The organism is Roseomonas gilardii subsp. gilardii, from assembly GCF_023078375.1.
GTDB lineage: Bacteria > Pseudomonadota > Alphaproteobacteria > Acetobacterales > Acetobacteraceae > Roseomonas > Roseomonas gilardii.
In genome coordinates, this window is the sequence record NZ_CP095554.1 from 1601059 (window position 1) to 1619874 (window position 18816).

General features: G+C 70.2%; 16 protein-coding genes and 1 pseudogene. 9 read left to right on the top strand and 8 right to left on the bottom strand.

What is annotated here, in order from left to right; genetic code table 11:
* Positions 1-25 precede the first annotated feature (25 nt).
* The 7 genes from MVG78_RS07210 to MVG78_RS07240 all read right to left on the bottom strand — a co-directional run bounded on the left by MVG78_RS07210 (position 26) and on the right by MVG78_RS07240 (position 5856).
* Entirely contained in the window at positions 26-271 is a 246-nt protein-coding gene (locus MVG78_RS07210; RefSeq protein WP_247559482.1) for a DUF2171 domain-containing protein, read from the bottom strand.
* Between the two features lie 151 nt (positions 272-422).
* Positions 423-1205, bottom strand: a complete 783-nt coding sequence (locus MVG78_RS07215) for a succinate dehydrogenase iron-sulfur subunit (RefSeq protein WP_247559484.1) — start codon at positions 1203-1205, stop codon at positions 423-425.
* Between the two features lie 17 nt (positions 1206-1222).
* A complete protein-coding gene (gene sdhA / locus MVG78_RS07220; RefSeq protein ID WP_247559486.1) occupies positions 1223-3037 on the bottom strand; it encodes a succinate dehydrogenase flavoprotein subunit in 1815 nt (604 codons plus the stop codon).
* A 202-nt stretch (positions 3038-3239) separates the two neighbouring features.
* Positions 3240-3635 (bottom strand): succinate dehydrogenase, hydrophobic membrane anchor protein, encoded by a 396-nt coding sequence (sdhD, locus tag MVG78_RS07225; protein WP_247559488.1) that lies wholly within the window; start codon positions 3633-3635, stop codon positions 3240-3242.
* 19 nt (positions 3636-3654) lie between these two features.
* Positions 3655-4002, bottom strand: coding sequence for a succinate dehydrogenase, cytochrome b556 subunit (gene sdhC / locus MVG78_RS07230; RefSeq protein ID WP_247559490.1), 348 nt, complete (start codon positions 4000-4002; stop codon positions 3655-3657).
* A 314-nt stretch (positions 4003-4316) separates the two neighbouring features.
* Entirely contained in the window at positions 4317-4589 is a 273-nt protein-coding gene (locus tag MVG78_RS07235) for a YMGG-like glycine zipper-containing protein (RefSeq protein WP_247559492.1), read from the bottom strand.
* Between the two features lie 235 nt (positions 4590-4824).
* Positions 4825-5856, bottom strand: a complete 1032-nt coding sequence (locus MVG78_RS07240) for an aspartate-semialdehyde dehydrogenase (protein WP_247559495.1) — start codon at positions 5854-5856, stop codon at positions 4825-4827.
* A 465-nt stretch (positions 5857-6321) separates the two neighbouring features.
* Here MVG78_RS07240 and MVG78_RS07245 point away from each other — a divergent pair, with 465 nt between their 5' ends.
* The 4 genes from MVG78_RS07245 (at position 6322) to MVG78_RS07260 (ending at position 11854) form a co-directional block, all read left to right on the top strand.
* Positions 6322-7710, top strand: a complete 1389-nt coding sequence (locus MVG78_RS07245; RefSeq protein ID WP_247559496.1) for a M16 family metallopeptidase — start codon at positions 6322-6324, stop codon at positions 7708-7710.
* Complete coding sequence (locus MVG78_RS07250; RefSeq protein ID WP_247559498.1) at positions 7707-9014, top strand: M16 family metallopeptidase; 1308 nt, start codon at positions 7707-7709, stop codon at positions 9012-9014. Before MVG78_RS07245 ends, MVG78_RS07250 begins: the two co-directional genes overlap by 4 nt.
* A gap of 136 nt (positions 9015-9150) precedes the next feature.
* Complete coding sequence (gene pgi / locus MVG78_RS07255) at positions 9151-10794, top strand: glucose-6-phosphate isomerase (protein WP_247559500.1); 1644 nt, start codon at positions 9151-9153, stop codon at positions 10792-10794.
* A 49-nt stretch (positions 10795-10843) separates the two neighbouring features.
* Positions 10844-11854 (top strand): Gfo/Idh/MocA family protein, encoded by a 1011-nt coding sequence (locus MVG78_RS07260; protein WP_247559502.1) that lies wholly within the window; start codon positions 10844-10846, stop codon positions 11852-11854.
* Positions 11855-11897: 43 nt separating this feature from the next.
* Here the strand turns inward: MVG78_RS07260 and MVG78_RS07265 are convergent, their stop codons facing one another.
* Positions 11898-12866: a thermonuclease family protein gene (locus MVG78_RS07265; RefSeq protein WP_247559504.1), complete on the bottom strand. Its 969-nt coding sequence runs from the start codon at positions 12864-12866 to the stop codon at positions 11898-11900.
* A 166-nt stretch (positions 12867-13032) separates the two neighbouring features.
* On the opposite strand from MVG78_RS07265, the gene MVG78_RS07270 reads away from it, so the two are divergent.
* From MVG78_RS07270 to sucC, 5 genes and pseudogenes are all read left to right on the top strand, one after another.
* Positions 13033-14211 carry an amidohydrolase/deacetylase family metallohydrolase gene (locus tag MVG78_RS07270; RefSeq protein ID WP_247559507.1) on the top strand — a complete coding sequence of 393 codons (1179 nt, stop codon included), beginning with the start codon at positions 13033-13035 and terminating at the stop codon, positions 14209-14211.
* Between the two features lie 283 nt (positions 14212-14494).
* Positions 14495-15686 (top strand): annotated as a pseudogene (gene zapE, locus MVG78_RS07275) (cell division protein ZapE).
* Between the two features lie 56 nt (positions 15687-15742).
* Complete coding sequence (locus tag MVG78_RS07280; protein WP_247559509.1) at positions 15743-16255, top strand: hypothetical protein; 513 nt, start codon at positions 15743-15745, stop codon at positions 16253-16255.
* Positions 16256-16604: 349 nt separating this feature from the next.
* Positions 16605-17558: a malate dehydrogenase gene (gene mdh / locus MVG78_RS07285; RefSeq protein WP_247559511.1), complete on the top strand. Its 954-nt coding sequence runs from the start codon at positions 16605-16607 to the stop codon at positions 17556-17558.
* 61 nt (positions 17559-17619) lie between these two features.
* Complete coding sequence (gene sucC, locus MVG78_RS07290; protein WP_247559513.1) at positions 17620-18813, top strand: ADP-forming succinate--CoA ligase subunit beta; 1194 nt, start codon at positions 17620-17622, stop codon at positions 18811-18813.
* The last annotated feature ends 3 nt before the right edge of the window (positions 18814-18816 follow it).

An 18816-nucleotide genomic window follows, 5' to 3' on the forward strand; every position in this document is an offset into this window, starting at 1 on the left:
CCGGCGGCGGATCAGGCTCCTGGGTTCAGGCTTCGGTGTGCTTCCCCTGCTCCGGGCTCCGTTCCAGCCGCTGGAGCTCGGCCCGGCTCAGTTGCAGCACCACGGTCTCGCTCCGGACCTCGGAGACCTCGGACAGCGGGACGGGGCGGGGCTCCCCCTGCCCCTGGCGCAACAGGAGTCGCCCGGCATCCAGGTGATCGACGGTACCGACGGCCTCGCCCCGGCAATCGACCACCCGCATGCCGCCCTCGATCATCGTGGTATCGACCATGGCCGCTCTCCTCCCACCGGGAAGAGACAACGTTCCGCGCCACCACCGGGCTGCATGGCCCGGGGGGGGGGCAGGGACGGGGGGCAGGGGCGGCCGGAACGAAAAAAGGGGGGCCGGAGCCCCCCTTTCCTTCCGTGGCGGCGCGGGGCGTTCAGCCCTCGCGCTCGACCATCATCTTCTTGATCTCGCCGATCGCCTGGGCCGGGTTCAGGCCCTTCGGGCAGGTGCGGGAGCAGTTCATGATGGTGTGGCAGCGATACAGGCGGAACGGGTCCTGCAGCGCGTCCAGGCGGTCGCCGGTGTGCTCGTCGCGGCTGTCCGCGATCCAGCGATAGGCCTGCAGCAGCACCGCCGGGCCGAGATAGCGGTCGCCGTTCCACCAGTAGGACGGGCAGGCGGTGGAGCAGCAGAAGCACAGGATGCACTCCCACAGCCCGTCGAGCTTGGCGCGCTCGTCCTTGGACTGCAGGCGCTCCGCATCGGGCGGCGGCGGGGTATCGGCCTTCAGCCAGGGCTCCACCGAGCGGTACTGCGCGTAGAGCTGGTTCAGGTCGGGCACCAGATCCTTCACCACCGGCATGTGCGGCAGCGGGTTGATCTTCACATCGCCCTTCACGTCCTCGATCGGCTTGAGGCAGGCGAGGGTGTTCAGCCCGTCGATGTTCATCGCGCAGGACCCGCAGATGCCCTCGCGGCAGGAGCGCCGGAAGGTCAGCGTGGTGTCCACCTCGTTCTTGATCTTGATCAGCGCGTCCAGGACCATGGGCCCGCACTGCGCCAGATCGATCTCATAGGTGTCGTAGCGCGGATTCTCGCCCGTGTCCGGGTCCCAGCGATAGATCTTGAAGGAACGGACGTCCTTGGCGCCCGGCTCGGCCTTGTGGGTCTTGCCGGCCTTGACCTGGCTGTTCTTGGGAAGCTGGAAATTGGCCATGATGCTCTGTCCGTCCCTCAGTACACGCGCGGCTTGGGCGGGAAGACCTGGACCTCGTTCGTGAGGGTGCGCATCTTCACGTCACGGTAGTCGAGCTTGACGAGCCCGTTGCTGTCGCAGGTGGCGATGGTGTGCTTCAGCCAGTTCACGTCGTCGCGCTCGGGATAATCCTCGTGGGCATGGGCGCCACGGCTCTCGTGCCGCGCCTCGGCGCTCACCATGGTGCACATGGCGTTGCCCATCAGGTTGTGCAGCTCCAGCGCCTCCATCAGGTCGCTGTTCCAGACCAGGGAGCGGTCATGGATGCGGATGTCGGACAGGCCGTCATAGACCGTCTGCATCTTGTCCACGCCTTCCTTCAGGCTGTCGGAGGTGCGGAACACCGCCGCATGGCTCTGCATGGTGCGCTGCATGCGCTCGCGCAGCGCGGCGACGCTGGTGCCGCCCTTGGCGTTGCGCACGCCGTCGAGGCGGGCCAGCGAGGCCTCGCCCGCATCGGCCGGCAGCGGCGCCTGGGTCGCGCCCGGCTTGACCGTCTCGGCGGCGCGGTGCGCGGCGGCGCGGCCGAAGACCACGAGGTCGAGCAGCGAATTGGTGCCGAGGCGGTTGGCGCCGTGCACGGAAACGCAGGCGGCCTCGCCCACCGCCATCAGGCCAGGGACCACGCGGTCCTGGTCCTCCGCTGTCGGGTTCAGCACCTCGCAATGGATGTTCGTCGGAATGCCGCCCATGTTGTAGTGGACGGTCGGCAGCATCGGGATCGGCTCCTTGGTCACGTCCACGCCGGCGAAGATCTTGGCCGTCTCGGAAATGCCAGGCAGGCGCTCATGCAGCAGCTCGGCGCCCAGATGCTCCAGGTGCAGGTAGATGTGGTCCTTCTTCGGGCCGACGCCGCGGCCCTCGCGGATCTCCATCGACATGGCGCGGGACACGACGTCGCGGGAGGCGAGGTCCTTCGCCGTCGGGGCATAGCGCTCCATGAAGCGCTCGCCCTCCGAATTGGTGAGGTAGCCGCCCTCGCCGCGCGCGCCCTCGGTCACGAGGCAGCCGGAGCCGTAGATGCCGGTCGGGTGGAACTGCACGAATTCCGGGTCCTGCAGCGGCAGGCCGGCACGCAGCACCATGCCGCCGCCATCGCCCGTGCAGGTATGGGCGGAGGTGCAGGAGAACCAGGCGCGGCCATAGCCGCCCGTCGCCAGCACCACGGTCTGGGCGCGGAAGCGGTGGATGGAGCCGTCCTCCAGGCACCAGGCCATCACGCCGCGGCAGGCGCCTTCCTCCATGATGAGGTCGAGGGCGAAGTATTCGACGAAGAACTCGCAGTTGTGCTTCAGCGACTGCTGGTAGAGCGTGTGCAGGATGGCATGGCCGGTGCGGTCGGCCGCGGCGCAGGCGCGCATCGCGGGGGTCTTGCCATAGTTCTGCATGTGGCCGCCGAAGGGCCGCTGGTAGATCTTGCCGTCCTCGGTGCGGGAGAACGGCACGCCGTAATGCTCCAGCTCGATGATCGAGGGCACGGCCTCGCGGCACATGTACTCGATGGCGTCCTGGTCGCCGAGCCAGTCCGACCCCTTCACGGTGTCGTACATGTGCCAGCGCCAGTCGTCCTCGCCCATGTTGCCCAGCGCGGCGCCGATGCCGCCCTGCGCCGCCACGGTGTGGGAGCGGGTGGGGAAGACCTTGGTGATGCAGGCCGTCTTCAGGCCGGAGGCACCCATGCCGAAGGTGGCGCGGAGCCCGGCGCCACCGGCCCCCACCACCACCACGTCATAAGTGTGGTCCACCACCCGGTAGGCCGCGCCGCCGATACCCGGCTTGCTGATCGCGTTCATCTCAACCGCCTCGTCCGAAGCTCGTCCGCGCGGTCATTGGGCAGGGTGGAAGAGGATGTCCGCCCGCCCTGGCGCCGCCCGGCACCAATTCCTGGGAAAGCCGGCCCCCGGGCCGGCACGTGTTCGTGAAATGGCCCCGCCGCCCGGTTCCGCCAGCCCGGAAGGGCCATCGGTGGGACCGGCCGCGGAAGGGCATCGTGGTTCAGACCGCGATCCGCAGCACCGCCAGCGCGGCGAAGAGCGCCAGGATCAGGCAGACCGCCTTCTGCACCAGGTCCACCAGCTTCCGCTTGCTCTCGGGGCGGACATAGTCCTCGATCACCACCTGCAGTCCGGAGGCGGTGTGGTGGAAGCCGATGCCGATGTAGAGCAGCAGCAGCACGGCGTGGAAGGGATGCCCGATCCAGGCCAGCACCCGCTCATAGGGCGCCCCCGCGAGGCCCGCCACGCCGAAGGTGAACCAGATGGTCAGCGGCAGCAGGGCCATGGAGGTGACCCGCTGCATCCACCAGTGATGCGTGCCGCCCTTGGCGGAACCCAGGCCCCGCACCCGGCCGAGCGGGGTCTGGAGGCGCAGTGCTTCGTGATGTTGGCTCATGCTCGTCGCGTCCCTTCGCTCAGCGGATCCAGGCCACCAGGGCGACGATCCAGGTGACCGCCGTCAGCGCCGCGGTGCCGATCAGCACCAGCCGGCCGGTGCGGTAGGTGGTGGGGATGTCGTAGCCATGGCCGGCATCCCAGACGAGGTGCCGGATGCCGTTCAGCGTGTGGTACCAGGCCACGGCGATCAGCCCCATCAGCACGATCACGCCGAGGAAGGAGCCGGCGAACCACTGCACCCAGGCGAAGGCCCGGGGCCCGGACGCCGCCGCCGCCAGCCACCAGACCATGAACAGCAGCCCCACCACCCAGGCGCAGCCGGTGATGCGGTGGCTGATCGACATGGCGCTGGTGATCTGCAGCATGTCGTAGACCTGCAGATGGGGGAAATCGGGCGGCGGACGGGCTTGCCATCGGAACGCCGGCCGTTGAACATCGCCTCGCGTGCGTCTTGTCCGCTCGCCATGCCGCTCCTCGTCCTCATGTCACCGAGTCCGGGCGGCCTGGAAATGCCGGCGCGGCCGGGCCTCGTGTTGCAATAATCCGTGTCCGGGGCCTTTTAGGTTACGGCTTCGCACAACGTCAACGCGGCCCGGAATAACCTTCCTGAAGCGGGACAAAAAAGAAAGGGGAGGCCCGGCCTCCCCGCAAGTAAATTGCGAATGCTTCGCAATACAGGTTACCAGCCGCGATAATAGCCCCGCGAGGGGCCGTAGCCGCCGTAATAGGGCCGCTGCGGCGTGGTGATGGCACCGCCCACGGCGCCGATCGCCCCGCCCAGCAGGGCGCCGGTGGCCGGATCGCCGCCGGTCAGTCCCGCCACGGCCGCGCCGCCGCCGGCGCCGATCAGGCCGCCGCCCAGGGCACGCTGGCCGGGGCTGTAGGGATTGCTGCAGGCCGCGAGCCCCAGCAGCACCGCCACGGCCACGCTGGTTCGCAGAACGCGACGCATCTGGTCTTCCTCCTTCGCAGACTTCCGCATGCCCAGGAGGCTGCGGGCCGGTCCGGGCGCCTTTGCGGCACATGCCGGGCGCCAAAAAGGAGAATTGGGGCGGGCCCGCCGTTTTTTCCGACCCGCTTCCGGTCTGCTTCCGCCTGCTTCCAGTCTGCTTCCCGCTGGGGGCGCATGCCTGGATTGTGCTGCGGTGCGGGATGGGCGGGCACCCATCCCCTCCGACTCGGCCTCTTCAGGCGCCGCCGCGGCCGAGCAGGCCCTGCCGGTGCATCTCCTCGGCGATCTGCACGGCGTTCAGCGCCGCGCCCTTGCGCAGGTTGTCGGAGACGCACCAGAAGGCCAGGCCGTTCTCCACGGTCGGGTCCTGGCGGAGGCGCGAGACATAGACCGCGTCCTCGCCGGCGCATTCGATCTGGGTGACGTAGCCGCCATCCTCGCGCTGGTCATGGACGATCACGCCCGGGGCCTCGCGCAGCGCCTCCCGCGCCTGCTCCACGGTGATCGGGCGCTCGAACTCCACATGCACCGCCTCGCCATGGCCGATGAAGACGGGCACGCGCACGGCGGTGGCGAAGACCTTGATGTCCGGGTCGAGGATCTTGCGGGTCTCGACCGCCATCTTCCACTCCTCCTTGGTGGCGCCGTCCTCCATGAACCGGTCGATATGCGGGATGCAGTTGAAGGCGATCGGCTTGGTGAACTGCTCCGGCGCCGCGGCATCGTTCACGAAGACGCCCCGGGTCTGGGAGAAAAGCTCGTCCATCGCCTCCTTCCCCGCGCCGGAGACGGACTGATAGGTCGAGACCACCACGCGGGTGATCCGCGCCAGGTCGTGCAGCGGCTTCAGCGCCACCACCATCTGGATGGTGGAGCAGTTGGGGTTGGCGATGATGCGGCGCCTGCGGAAGCCCTTCAGCGCCTGCGGGTTCACCTCCGGCACCACCAGCGGCACGTCCGGCTCCATGCGGAACTGGCTGGTGTTGTCGATCACCACGCAGCCCGCCTCGGCCGCGCGCGGGGCATGGACAGCGGAAACGGAGGCGCCCGGGCTGAACAGGCCCAGATCGGTGCCGTGGAAGTCGTACTTGTCCAGGCTCTGGACCTTGAGGACCTTGTCCTCCCCGAAGGAGACCTCGGCCCCGGCCGAGCGGCCGGAGGCGAGCGCCACCACCTCGCCCACCGGGAACTGGCGCTCGGCCAGGGTCTTGAGGATCTCGCGGCCCACCGCCCCGGTGGCGCCGACGACGGCAACCTTGTAGCTCATCTGAACTCCCTGGCCTCTGCTCTGGCTGTCTGGCACGAAGAGGCGGCACTTAGGGCGCCGCTCCCCGCCGCCGCAACCCCGCGCATCGCGCCCCGCCCGTGGCCCGGGGGAAAGGCGCCGCCTTTCCCCCATCCCCCCTATCCGCCAGGGAACTGAGTTCCCTGGACCCTCCGTTCGTGGTATGTTCCATATCGAATCATGCCGGAGAACCCTGTTCTCCCGGCGAACCACGCCCCGGCACGGGACCTGAAGCCCCAAAAGGCTAAAACCCTAAAATCCTAAAGTGCCCACGCTCCACCATCCGGCGCCAGCACAAGGCAGGTCCAGGAGCCACTGGCTCCTGGCGGAGTGGGGGGCCGGGGGCGAGGCAGAGCCTTGCCTCCGGGGGCCGCCGCACACCCCGCGCCGGCAACCTTTCGGCGGATGGTGGAAAAACCGGGAACCTTCCGCCATCTTGGGGCGGACATGTCCCTGACCCGACGTGCCGCGCTCGCCGCGGCGGCCAGCCTGCCCCTCGCCCCGCCCGCCCTGCGGGCCCAGCCCCCGGAAGGCGCCCCCGCCGGGGAGAAGCGCCTGTTCGATGCCGGGCTCTGGCGCCTGCCCAACGGGCTGCGCGTCGCGCATATCGAGAACCGCCGGGCGCCGGTGGTGGCGCACTACCTCTATTACGGCGTCGGCGCCGGGGACGACCCGGCCGGCCGTTCCGGCACCGCCCATTTCCTCGAACACATGATGTTCAAGGGCAGCCCCAACGTCGCCTCGGGCGAGTTCAACCAGCGCGTGGCGCGGGAGGGCGGGCAGGACAACGCCTATACCTCCCGCGACGTGACCGCCTATCACCAGACGGTCGAGGCTTCCCGCCTCCAGCTCATGGCGATGATGGAGGCCGACCGGATGCGGGCGGTGACGCTGCCGGAGGCGGAGGTCGAGCCGGAGCGCAACGTGATCCTGGAGGAGCGGCGGCAGCGCACCGACGCCAATCCGCGCGCCCGGTTCCAGGAGGCCTACCACGCCGCCATGTGGGGCCCGCAGCACTGGCACGGCCGCCCGATCATCGGCTGGGAGCAGGACATCCGGGCGATCTCGCGCCAGGACCTGCTGGATTTCCACAGCCACTGGTACGCGCCGGGCAACGGCGTGCTGGTGGTCTGCGGCGCGGTGAGCGAGGAGGAGCTGCGCCGGGTGGTGGAGGCCGAGTATGGCGGCATCCCCGCCCGCGAACTGGCGACCCAGGAGCCCGGACGCGGCCGTGCCGCGCCGCCCGTGGCGCCGCTGGAGGCGCGGCTGGTGCGCAACGACCCCCAGGTGCGGGAGGCGCAGTACCTGCGCTCCTGGATCGCGCCCAGCCTGACCTGGGGCGAGACCGGCCTGGCCGAACCGCTGGAGGTGCTGGCGCACCTCTTCGGCGGCGGCCCCGGCTCGCGCCTGCACCGGGCGCTGGTGGAGACGGGCATCGCCGTCTCGGCCGGCTGCTACTACGATTCCGACGATCTCGGGGCCGGCTCGCTGATGCTCTATGCCACGCCGCGGCGCGACATCGCCCCGGCGAAGCTGGAGGCGGCGATGGAGGCCGAGGTGGCGAAGCTGCTGGACCAGGGCGTGACCGGGCCGGAGGTCGCCCGCTCCAAGCGGCAGGTGACGGCGGGCGCGCTGCTGGCCCTGGACGGGCTGGGCTCGGCGCCCCGCATGTTCGGCCATGTTCTTTCCATCGGGCTGGGGCCGGAGGTGGTGGAGTTCTGGCCCACCCGCATCCGCGCCGTGACCGAGGCCCAGGTGGCCGCCGCCGCCCGCGCCGTCTTCACCCATCCCTCCATCACGGGCTGGCTGCTGCCCGAGGGCGTGAGCGCATCGTGACCTCTGCTTCCCTGACCCCGCCGCCCTCGCATCCGCAGGCCGGCTTCTCCCTGCCGATCCGCGAGGTCACCGCGCCCGGCGGGCTTTCCGCCTGGCTGGCCGAGGACCATTCCGTGCCGGTGGTGTCGCTGGCCTGGAGCTGGTCGGGCGGCGCCTCGCTCGATCCCGAGGGGCAGGAGGGCGCCGCCGCCCTCGCCGCCGCCCTGCTGACGGAGGGGGCGGGCGACCTGCCCGCCGCGCAGTTCCAGGACGCGCTGCGCGATGCCGCGATCGGGCTTTCCTTCCACGGCGACCGCGACGGCTTCGAGGGCGGCTTCCGCGCGCTGAGCGATGCGCTGCCGGAGGCGATGCGGCTGGCGCGGCTGGCCATGCTCGCGCCGCGCTTCGATGCCGAGGCGGTGGAGCGGGTGCGGGCGCGGGCCATCGCCGGCGCGCGGCAACAGCTCGAAGGCCCGCGCGGTCAGGCGAACCGGGCCTTCTGGGCCCAGAGCTTCCCGGGCAGCCCCTATGGCCGCATGCCCGGCGGCACGGCGGAAAGCCTCGCCGCCCTGCCTGCCGAAGCGATCCGGGCCGCCGCCGCGCGGCATCTGCGCCGGGACGGGCTGGTGATCGCCGCCGCCGGGGCGATCACGGCGGAGGCCTTCTCCGCCCTGCTGGCCGAGGTCTTCGGCGCCCTGCCGGAAGGCCAGGCGCCCGAGGCGCCGCCGCTGCCGGACTTCGCCCTGCCGGCCCTGGCCGGGCCGGGACCGGTGGTGGTGCCGGTGGATGCGCCGCAATGTGCCGTGCTCTTCGGCCAGCCCGGCCTGCCGGTGCGCGACCCGGACTGGGAGGCGGCGCAGGTGGCGCTGCGCGTGCTGGGCGGCGGTGGCTTCTCCTCCCGCCTGATGCAGGAGGTGCGGGTCAAGCGCGGCCTGTCCTACGGCATCGGCGCCGGGCTGGACGTGATCGCGGGGCAGGGCCTCGTCACCGGCTCCGTGGCCACGGAGAATGCCCGCGTCACGGAGACGCTGAACGTGCTGCGCGCCGAATGGGCGCATATGGCGGCGGAGGGGCCGACCCAGGCGGAACTGGAGGAGGCGGTCTCCTACCTCACCGGCAGCCTGCCCTTGCAGTTCACCGACAGCCGGCGCACCGCCTCCATCCTGATGGGCCAGCGCCGCAACGGAAGGCCGGCGGACTGGCTGGCGAAGCGGCCGGAACGGCTGGCGGCCCTGACCCGCGATGGCGTGGCGAAGGTGGCGGCGCGCCTGCTGCAGCCCGGCCGCCTGGGCGCGGTGGTGGCGGGGAAGCCGGAAGGGATCTGACCTGCCGCGCGGGGCTGGGCTGCGACCTCTGTCGGGCGGGGGGCCTGCAACGCCCGCGCCCGTTCCTGCGCTGGGTCAGGCGAGATTGCCCGCGCGGAGCGGGCCTGACGGACCGGAAATGGGAGAGGGGAATCGCATGCCGCAGGATGCCGCCGACGCCACCGCGAAGTGGACGGAGATCGCCTCCCTGGCACGGGCGCCGGGGGCCTCGGCGATCCGCCCGCTCTTCGCCGCCGATCCGGGCCGGGCGGAGCGCTTCACCTTCCGCGCCGGCGGGGTGCTGCTGGACCTGTCCAAGACTTCCATCGCCCCGGAGGTGATGCAGGCGCTGCTGGGCCTGGCGCGGGCGCGCGACGTGGCCGGACGGCGCCGGGCCATGGCGGCGGGCGAGCGGATCAACACGACCGAGGACCGGGCCGTGCTGCACATGGCGCTGCGGGCGCCGCGCGGCACCTTCCGGGCGCTGGAGCGGGATGGGGAGGAGGACGCCTCCGCCAGCGTGAACGACACGCTGGAGGAGATGCGGGCCTTCACCCTGCGGACCCATGCGGGCCAGCCCTATACGGATGTGGTGAATATCGGCATCGGCGGCTCGGATCTCGGGCCGCAGATGGTGGTGCGGGCGCTGCACCGGCATGACAGCCCGATGCGGGCGCACTGGCTCTCCAATGCCGATGGCCATGCCTGGGAGGCGCTGCGGCACCAGCTCGACCCGGCGCGGACGCTGGTGCTGATCGCGTCCAAGACCTTCACCACCGCCGAGACCATGTCCAACGCGCATCTCGTGCGCGACTGGCTGCGCGCCACGCTGGGGGAGGCGGGCAACCGGCATCTCGTGGCGCTCTCCACCAACCGGAAGGCCACGGCGGAGTTCGGCGTGCCGGAGGACCAGGTCTTCGGCTTCCGCGACTGGGTGGGCGGGCGCTTCAGCCTCTGGTCGGCGGTGGGGCTTTCCATCGCGCTGTCCTGCGGCTGGCTGGCCTTCGAGCGCCTCCTGGCCGGGGCGCGGGCGATGGACGAGCATTTCCTCGCCGCGCCGGACGCGGAGAACCTGCCGCTGCTGATGGCGCTGGCCGAGGTCTGGCATGTGGACGGGCTGGGCTATGGCACCCGCGCGGTGCTGCCCTATGACGAGCGGCTCGCCCGCTTCCCGGCGCATCTGCAACAACTGGAAATGGAATCCCTCGGCAAGCGCGTGACGCTGGAGGGGCTGCCGGTGACGCACAACACCGGGGCGGTGGTCTTCGGCGAGCCGGGCACCAATGCGCAGCATTCCTTCATGCAACTGCTGCACCAGGGCACCACGCCGGTGCCGGCGGATATCGTGCTGGTGGCGCGGCCGGACCACCACTTCCCGGCCAGCCATCGCCTGCTGCTGGCCAATGGGCTGGCCCAGGCCGAGGCATTGCTGCGCGGCCGCGATGCCGAGGAGGTGCGGGCCGAGATGATGAAGGCCGGCAAGTCCGCGGCGGAGGTGGAGGCGCTGCTGCCGCACCGGCTCTTCCCCGGGGACCGGCCGAGCACCACGATCCTGATCCCGGAACTGACGCCCTTCACCCTGGGGCAGCTCGTGGCGCTGTACGAACACAAGGTCTTCTGCCTCGGCGCGCTGTGGGACGTGAATGCCTTCGACCAATGGGGCGTGGAACTGGGCAAGCAACTCGCCAGTGCCATCCTGCCGGAGCTCACGGGACCGGTGGGGCCGGGGCATGACGGTTCCACCGCCGCGCTGATCGGCGCGCTGAAGCGGCTCTGGCCGGAGGGAACGGGCCAGGGCTAGGCTCCTCTCCGGGAGGCGCCCGGGAGCGGCGCCGGGAGGGGAGAGGCCCATGGAAAGGATCGGTGTCGCGGTGGTGGGGCTGGGCCCCGCCGCCCAGCCGCATGCGCGCAGCCTGCTGGACCTGTCGGACCGGGCCGAGGTCGTCTGGGCCGCCAGCCGGACGCGGGAGCGGGCGGAGGCTTTCGCGCGGGACTTCCCCTTTCCCGCCACCACCGACATCGGGGCCGCCATCGCCGATCCGCGGGTGCGGGCGGTGCTGGTGCTCACCCCGCCGGCGGCGCATCTGGAGGTGGCGCGGCGCTGCCTCGATGCGGGCAAGCATGTGCTGGTGGAAAAGCCGCTGGAGCTGGACGCGGCCAGGGGAGGGATCCTGGTCGAGGCCGCGCGGCGGGCCGGGCTCTGCCTCGGCGTGATGCTGCAGCACCGCTTCCGCCCCGCCAGCCTGAGGCTGCGCGCGGTGCTGGAGGGTGGGGCGCTGGGCGCGGTGCAGGCGGCCTCGATGAGCGTGCCCTGGTGGCGGCCGCAGAGCTATTATGACGAGCCCGGGCGCGGCACGCGGGCGCGCGATGGCGGCGGCGTGCTGCTGACCCAGGCGATCCATACGCTGGACCTGTTCCGCTCCCTGGTTGGGATCAGCGCCGTGACGGCGGCGGAGGCACGCACCACGGCCCTGCACCGGATGGAGACGGAGGACTATGTCGCCGCCCTGCTGCGCCTGGGGAATGGCGCGCCGGGGATGCTGATGGCCACCACCGCCTTTCCGCCGGGGCAGCCGGAGCGGATCGAGGTGATCGGCGCCGGGGGCTCGGCCAGCCTGGTCGGCGGGGCGCTGGACCTCGCCTGGGCCGATGGGCGGCGGGAGCATGTCGAGGCCGAGGGCAGCACCGGCAGCGGGGCGAACATCATGGACTTCCCGCATGACGCGCACCGGGCGCTGATCGCCGATTTCCTCGATGCCTGCCGGGCGGGCAGGGCGCCCGCCGTGTCCGGGGAGGAGGCGCTGGAATCGCAGCGCTGGGTGGAGCGCATCCTGACGCGGGCGGCGGAGGGCCGGGCTTAAAGCATGATCCGCGCGAGCGGAAGCGCGCCGCTTTGGGCCACGCTCAGGCCGCCCCCCGCCCCATGGGCGAAGTGCCGGACGCCACCCCTTGTGCCGGATCGGATGCCGCATCCCCCATCAGGCGGGAGAAGCTGTCGGCAGGCCGGTTCTGCATCTCGTCGAAGACCAGTTCCTCCGGCCGGCGCGTCAGCCGGATCCGGGTGCTGCCTTCGGCCTGTTCGATGAAACTGTCGAGATGCGTGAAGTTCTGCTGCGTCAGGTCGAGGACCGGCTCGCGGGACTGCTGCATCTTCTCGCGGAAACCCAAGGCGGTACCGTAGCTCGACATGTATTCGACGAGGCGGCGGAAGAGTTTCGGCAGCAGGCAGGCTCCGTCCGTGATCACCGCGAGGCTGTCGGCATCGAAGCCGGCATTGGTCCTGTCCTCGGGCCAGAGTCCCAGCCCTGCCGTCCGGGCCTGGGCCACGGCCGCAGTCAGGCTGTCGCGCAGATCGCGGAACAGGCCGGTGTAGAAGGTCGGATAGGCGAGGCCCTGGCGCAGAGCGATGATATTGTAGCTCTTCGCGAGATAGGCCGTGTCGAGGAAGACCGGCTCCCCGACAGCGAAGGGCGAGGAGCCGGCATGGACGAAGGCGACCGGGCGGCCGTTCTTCTCGACCGAGCGAGCCAGGATATGGCCGGGTGTGCTGTCCCGGGCCGAGACCACGGTGTTCCGGCCCTCGTCCCAGACCACCCCGGTGATCCCGGCAAAGTCCAGCAGCAGCTCCTGCGCCCGTTCCGCCCATCGCCGCGGCTGGTGATAGACGCCGCCGCCGCTCGGCGGGCTGTAATGGGTCTCCAGCGCGTCGATCGCCTCGATGCGGAGCTGGACATGGCCCCGGGCGTTGATCCGGGGGCGGAAGCCGCCCAGCCTGCCCAGCTGCGCAGGATCGTCGGGGGCGAAACGGATGGAGTCGCCATCGGGCGAGTATCCCGTGACGTGGAACCGGCCGGGGATGGACCAGAAGGGCATGATTCCGTCTTCGTCCCAGACTTGCCGCATGAATTTTAATTCTATGACGAAATGAAAAATGCCGGCGATGACGATTTCGGGACAGGAAAGCGCCCTGGCGCGGTTTTCAGCCCAGGACGATCTGCTCTAGCGTCCGGCCTCCTCAGATTTTCGGGAAGCGCGGCGCATGTCCTACGACCTCATCCTCACCGGCGGGCGGGTGATCGACCCGTCGCAGAAGATCGACGGTGTCATGGATGTCGGCTTTTCCGGCGGCAAGGTCGCGAAGCTCGGCCAGGGGTTGGCGACGGGGCTGGAGGCCGGGCCGGAGACGGATGTGCGCGACGTGTCGGGGTATATCGTCTCGCCCGGGCTGATCGACCTGCACACCCATGTCTATGATGGCGGCACCTCGCTCGGCATCAATGCGGAGCATTTCGCGCGGATCTCCGGCGTCACCACGGCCGTCGATACGGGCAGCGCGGGGCCGGGCAACTGGCCGGGCTTCCGTCACCATGTGATCGAGCGCAGCCAGGTGCGCATCCTGGCCTATCTCCATGTCTCCCACGCCGGTATCTTCGGCTTCTCCAAGCGGGTGATGGTGGGCGAGAGCGGCGACCTGCGGCTGATGAACCCGATCGAGGCGGTGCAGGTGGCCGATGCCAACCGCGACGTGATCGTGGGCATCAAGGTGCGGGTCGGGCTGCATGCCTCGGGCAATTCCGGCACGGTGCCGCTGGATATCGCGCTGCAGGTGGCCGACGAGACCGGCTTGCCGCTGATGGCGCATATCGACCACCCGCCGCCGAGCTACGAGGAGGTGGTGGAGCGGCTGCGGCCCGGCGACATCCTGACGCACTGCTTCCGGCCCTTCCCCAACGCGCCGATCACCGCCCAGGGCAAGGTGAAGCCGGTGGTGCTGGCGGCGCGGGAGCGTGGGGTGATCTTCGATATCGGGCATGGCCAGGGCAGCTTCGCCTTCAAGACCGCCCGGGCCATGCTGGCCAACGGCTTCCCGCCGGACACCATCTCCTCCGACGTGCATGCGCTGTGCATCAACGGCCCGGCCTTCGACCAGGTGACCACCCTGTCGAAGTTCCTCTGCCTCGGCATGCCGCTGGACGAGGTGATCGCGCGCTCCACGGTCGAGGCGGCGAAGGCGCTGAAGCGGCCGGAACTGGGCTCGCTGAGGCCGGGCAGCGTGGGCGATGCCACCATCCTTTCGGTGAAGGAGGGGAGCTTCGACTATGTGGACGTGACCGGCGAGGTGCTGAACGGGGACCGTCGCATCCTGTCCGAGGGCGTGGTGATCGGCGGCAAGTGGTGGCATCCGCAGGAGGCCGGCGCCTTCAGGCGCTCCGCCTGACAGGGCGCGGTCCGGTCGCGGAACGGGCGGCGTTCCACGGGGAACAGGACCCTTCCCCGCCGGATGGGCCGAGCGAGCGCCGGCCGGCGAGGCGGCTGCGCTTTCCGGCCGGGTCTGCCCCGCCCGTTTCCACGCCCGGCACAGGATGGACCGCAGGGATGGCGCGGGAAAATCAGCGTGAGAACACGGGCTTGGCGCGTGTTCTTCGACTGTCGTGAAAGTTACGCCGCCCCTGCATCACGCGGTTGCGATAAACCGGCCGGCAGTCTAGGACACTGTTCCGATGGACGGATCGCTGCCGGGCACGCTTGCCGACGCCCCGGCCCCCCGAGGGGAGGGGCCGCTTCCCGCCTACCGGAACAGGGTGGCGGCGGGCAATCTGCGTCCCGATCCGGCCCAGGAAGAGGCGGCGGAGCGGCTCCAGGAGCTCTGGCAGCGCATCCGGGGCTATGACCCGAAGCCTCTGGCTGAGCCGGCCGCGGAAAGCAGCGGGCTGCTGGGCCGGCTGTTCCGGCGCAAGCCCGCGGCCGAGGCGCTGCCGGAGGCGCCGAAGGGCCTCTACCTCGTCGGCGAGGTCGGTCGGGGCAAGTCCATGCTGATGGACCTGTTCTTCGACACGGCGGAGGTCGCGCGCAAGCAGCGCATCCACTTCCACCAGTTCATGCAGGACTGCCACCGGCGCATCCACCTGTGGAAGCGGGAGAACCCCAACGGCGACGACCCGATCCCGCCGCTGGCCGACACGATCGCCGCCAAGGCCGCGCTGCTCTGCTTCGACGAGTTCCAGGTGCATGACATCACCGATGCCATGATCCTGGGGCGGCTGTTTCAGGCGCTCTTCGCGCGTGGGGTGGTGGTGGTCGCGACCTCCAACACGGCGCCGGACGATCTGTTCAAGGGCAAGCCGGGGCGGGACGCCTTCCTGCCCTTCATCGCGCTGATCAAGGCACGGACCGGGCTTCTGTTCCTGGATTCGCGGCAGGATTACCGGCGCGACCGGGGGCGGTCCCTGACCACCACCTGGCACAGCCCGGATGACGGGCGGGCGGAGCGGGCGCTGGACGTGGCTTTCCGGGAGCTGACCGGGCGGGATCATGGGGAGCCCGCGCGGATCGAGATGCCGGGCCGCAGCTTCTCGGTCTCGCAGGCGCATGGAGGCGTCGCGCGGGCCGGGTTCGACGAGCTCTGCGGAGCCTTCCTGGGGCCGGGGGACTACCTGGCGCTGGCGACGCGCTTCCACACCCTGATCCTGGACGGGGTGCCGCGGCTCGGGCCGGAGAATTACGACAAGGCGCGCCGTTTCATCACGCTGATCGACGCCTTGTACGAGCATCGCTGCAAGCTGGTGGCCAGTGCCGCCGCGCAGCCGGACACTCTCTATGAGCGGGGAGAACGCGCAGATGTTCCAGCGCACCGCCTCCCGCCTCATGGAGATGCAGAGTCGGGAGTACCTGGCGCTGCCACATCTCGACTGAGACGCATGAAGGGGGAAGACATGCGCCGTGGAACTGTTTGGGGGAAGTTTCTGTTCGTGCTGGCGGGCTGTGGCCTCGCGGCGGTGCTCGGCGCGGGGAACGCCGATGCCGCCCGCAAGGGCAGCGACAGCCATCGCGGCACGCAGGTGACGCGGAGCGTCAAGGCGAAGCCGGCGACCAGCCGGCGGGTGGCCAGCGCCGCGCCGTCGGTGCGCCGCGTATCCGCCAGCACCGCCACCGGGCGTGGCAAGGCCGTGGCCAGCCGCTCCACGCGCGGCGCGGCCAAGGCCGGGGGCGGCGGACGCCATGTGGTGGCGAGCAAGCAGATGAGCCGTTCCGAGATGAAGGCCATGGCCTCTGGCACCTGCCTGCGGCGGGATGCACGGGGCAACTGCACGGGGGCGCGGCTGGCCAGCTTCGCCTCCTCCGCCCGGGCGGCGACGCCGCGCCGCAGCGTCTGGCACGCCGGCCTGCCGGCGCCGGAGGCCGAGCAGATGGCCTGCCCCGAAGGCACACTGGCCACGCTGGCCCGTGGCCATACCGATACGATCCGCTGCATGCCGCTCTGATCGGTTGGGGTGCTGGGGGAGGGTGGGGGAACCCGCCCCCAGGGCCTGGAGCCGGTGAGTGGGGGTATTCCCGCTCGTCATGCCAGCCTTCGCCGGCCCGCTGCCCGGTTTTCCCCGGGGGCGGGCCGTGCCGTTTCCGGCCCGGGCCGCCCTTCGCGCAGGTCCGGGGCCGGATGCGGAGGGCATGGGCGGTGAGGGGGCGTGGGGCCTCTTGCCTTTGTGACCGAATGATCTTCTGTTGCATTTGCGAAGAGCGCCGGAGCCCCCGCCTTGTCGGGCCGTGCTCACGGGTCTAATCGGTCCGGCGGCCTTTCGACACACGGACGGTCCTTTTTCATAAGGAAACCCCATGGCCCGCAAGAAGATCGCGCTGATCGGCGCCGGCAACATCGGTGGCACCCTCGCCCACCTTATCGGTCTCAAGGAACTCGGTGACGTCGTCATGTTCGACGTCTTCGGTGGCGTGGCGGCCGGCAAGGCCCTGGACATCATGCAGTCCAGCCCGGTGGACGGCTTCGACAGCGCCATGTCCGGCGGGTCCGACTACGCCGCCATCGCGGGCGCGGACGTCATCATCGTCACCGCCGGCTTCCCCCGCCAGCCGGGCATGAGCCGCGACGACCTGCTGACCAAGAACGCCGGCGTGATGGGTCAGGTGGCCGAGGGCATCAAGAAGTATGCCCCGGACGCCTTCGTGATCTGCATCACCAACCCGCTGGACGTCATGGTCTGGGCGCTGCAGCAGAAGTCCGGCCTGCCGGCGCACAAGGTGGTGGGCATGGCGGGCGTGCTCGACAGCTCCCGCTTCCGCCTCTTCCTGGCCGAGGAGTTCAAGGTCTCCGTCGAGGACGTGACCGCCTTCGTGCTGGGCGGCCATGGCGACACGATGGTGCCGCTGACCCGCTACTCCACCGTGGCCGGCATCCCGGTGCCCGACCTGGTGAAGATGGGCTGGACCACCCAGGAGAAGATCGACGCGATCGTGACCCGCACCGCCAATGGCGGCGGCGAGATCGTGAAGCTGCTGGAGAAGGGCTCCGCCTTCTATGCCCCGGCGGCTTCCGCGGTGGCGATGGCCGAGGCCTACCTCAAGGACAAGAAGAGGGTCCTGCCCTGTGCCGTCATGCTGAACGGCGAGTATGGGCTGAAGGACTTCTACGTGGGCGTGCCGGTGGTGATCGGCGAGGGCGGCGTGGAGCGCATCGTCGAGGTGCAGTTCACGCCGGAGGAGAAGGCGGCCTTCGACAAGTCCTGTGACGCGGTGAAGAAGCTCGTCGAGGACTTCAAGAAGCTCGGCGTTTGAGAACATCCTGGGCCGGGGGCGATCCCCGGCCCTTTCCGCATTCAGAGAAGCGGAGACTTCCATGAACATTCATGAGTACCAGGGCAAGGAGCTGCTGCGCCGCTACGGCGTCGCGGTGCTCGACGGCTACGTCGCCAAGACCCCGGAGGAGGCCGAGGCCGCGGCGAAGAAGCTGCCGGGCCCCGTGGTCGTGGTGAAGTCGCAGATCCATGCCGGCGGGCGTGGCGCGGGCCGCTTCAAGGACGACCCGAATGGCAAGGGCGGCGTGCGCGTCGTCAAGCCGGAGGCCGCCAAGGAAGCCGCCGCCGCCATGATCGGTCACACGCTGGTCACCAAGCAGACCGGCGCCGAGGGCAAGGTCGTCAATCAGGTCTATGTGGAGGCCGGCTGCGACATCAAGCGCGAGCTGTACCTCTCCATCCTGCTGGACCGTGAGACCTCCCGCATCACCGTGATGGCCTCGACCGAGGGCGGCATGGAGATCGAGGAGGTCGCCGAGCACCAGCCGGAAAAGATCCTCAAGGTCGCCGTCGATCCGGCCACCGGCATCCAGGGCTGGCACGCACGCAAGCTCGCCTTCGGCCTCGGGCTGGAGGGCAAGCAGGTCGGTGTCTTCACAAAGTTCGTGACAGCCATGTACCAGGCCTATACGGACCTCGACATGGCGATCGTCGAGATCAACCCGCTGGTGGTGACCGGCGCGGGCGAGGTCGTGGCGCTCGACGCCAAGGTCTCCTTCGACGACAACGCGCTGTTCCGGCACAAGGACCTGGAGGCCCTCCGCGACGAGACGGAGATGGACCCGAAGGAGCTGGACGCCGCCAAGAACGACCTGAACTACGTCGCGCTGGACGGTGAGATCGGCTGCATGGTGAACGGCGCCGGGCTGGCGATGGCCACCATGGACATCATCAAGCTCTACGGCTCCTCCCCGGCCAACTTCCTCGACGTGGGCGGCACGGCGACGGCCGACCGCGTGACCGAGGCGTTCCGGATCATCACCTCGGACAGCAACGTCAAGGGCATCCTGGTCAACATCTTCGGCGGCATCGCCAAGTGCGACATGATCGCCTCGGGCATCGTTCAGGCCGCCAAGAACCTGACCCTGAAGGTGCCGCTGGTGGTGCGCCTGGAGGGCACGAACGTGGACCTCGGCAAGAAGATCCTGGCCGAGAGCGGCCTGGCCATCATCCCCGCGGACAACCTCGCCGACGCCGCCCAGAAGGTGGTGGACGCCGTGAAGAAGGCGGCCTGAACC

What these genes read in the sequence shown, in the direction of transcription:
- sucC (WP_247559513.1), top strand. Translation starts at nt 17,620, where the DNA reads ATGAACATTCATGAGTACCAGGGCAAGGAGCTGCTGCGCCGCTACGGC.
- MVG78_RS07265 (WP_247559504.1), bottom strand. Translation starts at nt 12,866, where the DNA reads ATGCCCTTCTGGTCCATCCCCGGCCGGTTCCACGTCACGGGATACTCG.
- sdhA (WP_247559486.1), bottom strand. Translation starts at nt 3,037, where the DNA reads ATGAACGCGATCAGCAAGCCGGGTATCGGCGGCGCGGCCTACCGGGTG.
- mdh (WP_247559511.1), top strand. Translation starts at nt 16,605, where the DNA reads ATGGCCCGCAAGAAGATCGCGCTGATCGGCGCCGGCAACATCGGTGGC.
- MVG78_RS07210 (WP_247559482.1), bottom strand. Translation starts at nt 271, where the DNA reads ATGGTCGATACCACGATGATCGAGGGCGGCATGCGGGTGGTCGATTGC.
- MVG78_RS07240 (WP_247559495.1), bottom strand. Translation starts at nt 5,856, where the DNA reads ATGAGCTACAAGGTTGCCGTCGTCGGCGCCACCGGGGCGGTGGGCCGC.
- sdhC (WP_247559490.1), bottom strand. Translation starts at nt 4,002, where the DNA reads ATGCTGCAGATCACCAGCGCCATGTCGATCAGCCACCGCATCACCGGC.
- MVG78_RS07235 (WP_247559492.1), bottom strand. Translation starts at nt 4,589, where the DNA reads ATGCGTCGCGTTCTGCGAACCAGCGTGGCCGTGGCGGTGCTGCTGGGG.
- MVG78_RS07270 (WP_247559507.1), top strand. Translation starts at nt 13,033, where the DNA reads ATGTCCTACGACCTCATCCTCACCGGCGGGCGGGTGATCGACCCGTCG.
- sdhD (WP_247559488.1), bottom strand. Translation starts at nt 3,635, where the DNA reads ATGAGCCAACATCACGAAGCACTGCGCCTCCAGACCCCGCTCGGCCGG.
- MVG78_RS07215 (WP_247559484.1), bottom strand. Translation starts at nt 1,205, where the DNA reads ATGGCCAATTTCCAGCTTCCCAAGAACAGCCAGGTCAAGGCCGGCAAG.
- MVG78_RS07245 (WP_247559496.1), top strand. Translation starts at nt 6,322, where the DNA reads ATGTCCCTGACCCGACGTGCCGCGCTCGCCGCGGCGGCCAGCCTGCCC.
- pgi (WP_247559500.1), top strand. Translation starts at nt 9,151, where the DNA reads ATGCCGCAGGATGCCGCCGACGCCACCGCGAAGTGGACGGAGATCGCC.
- MVG78_RS07260 (WP_247559502.1), top strand. Translation starts at nt 10,844, where the DNA reads ATGGAAAGGATCGGTGTCGCGGTGGTGGGGCTGGGCCCCGCCGCCCAG.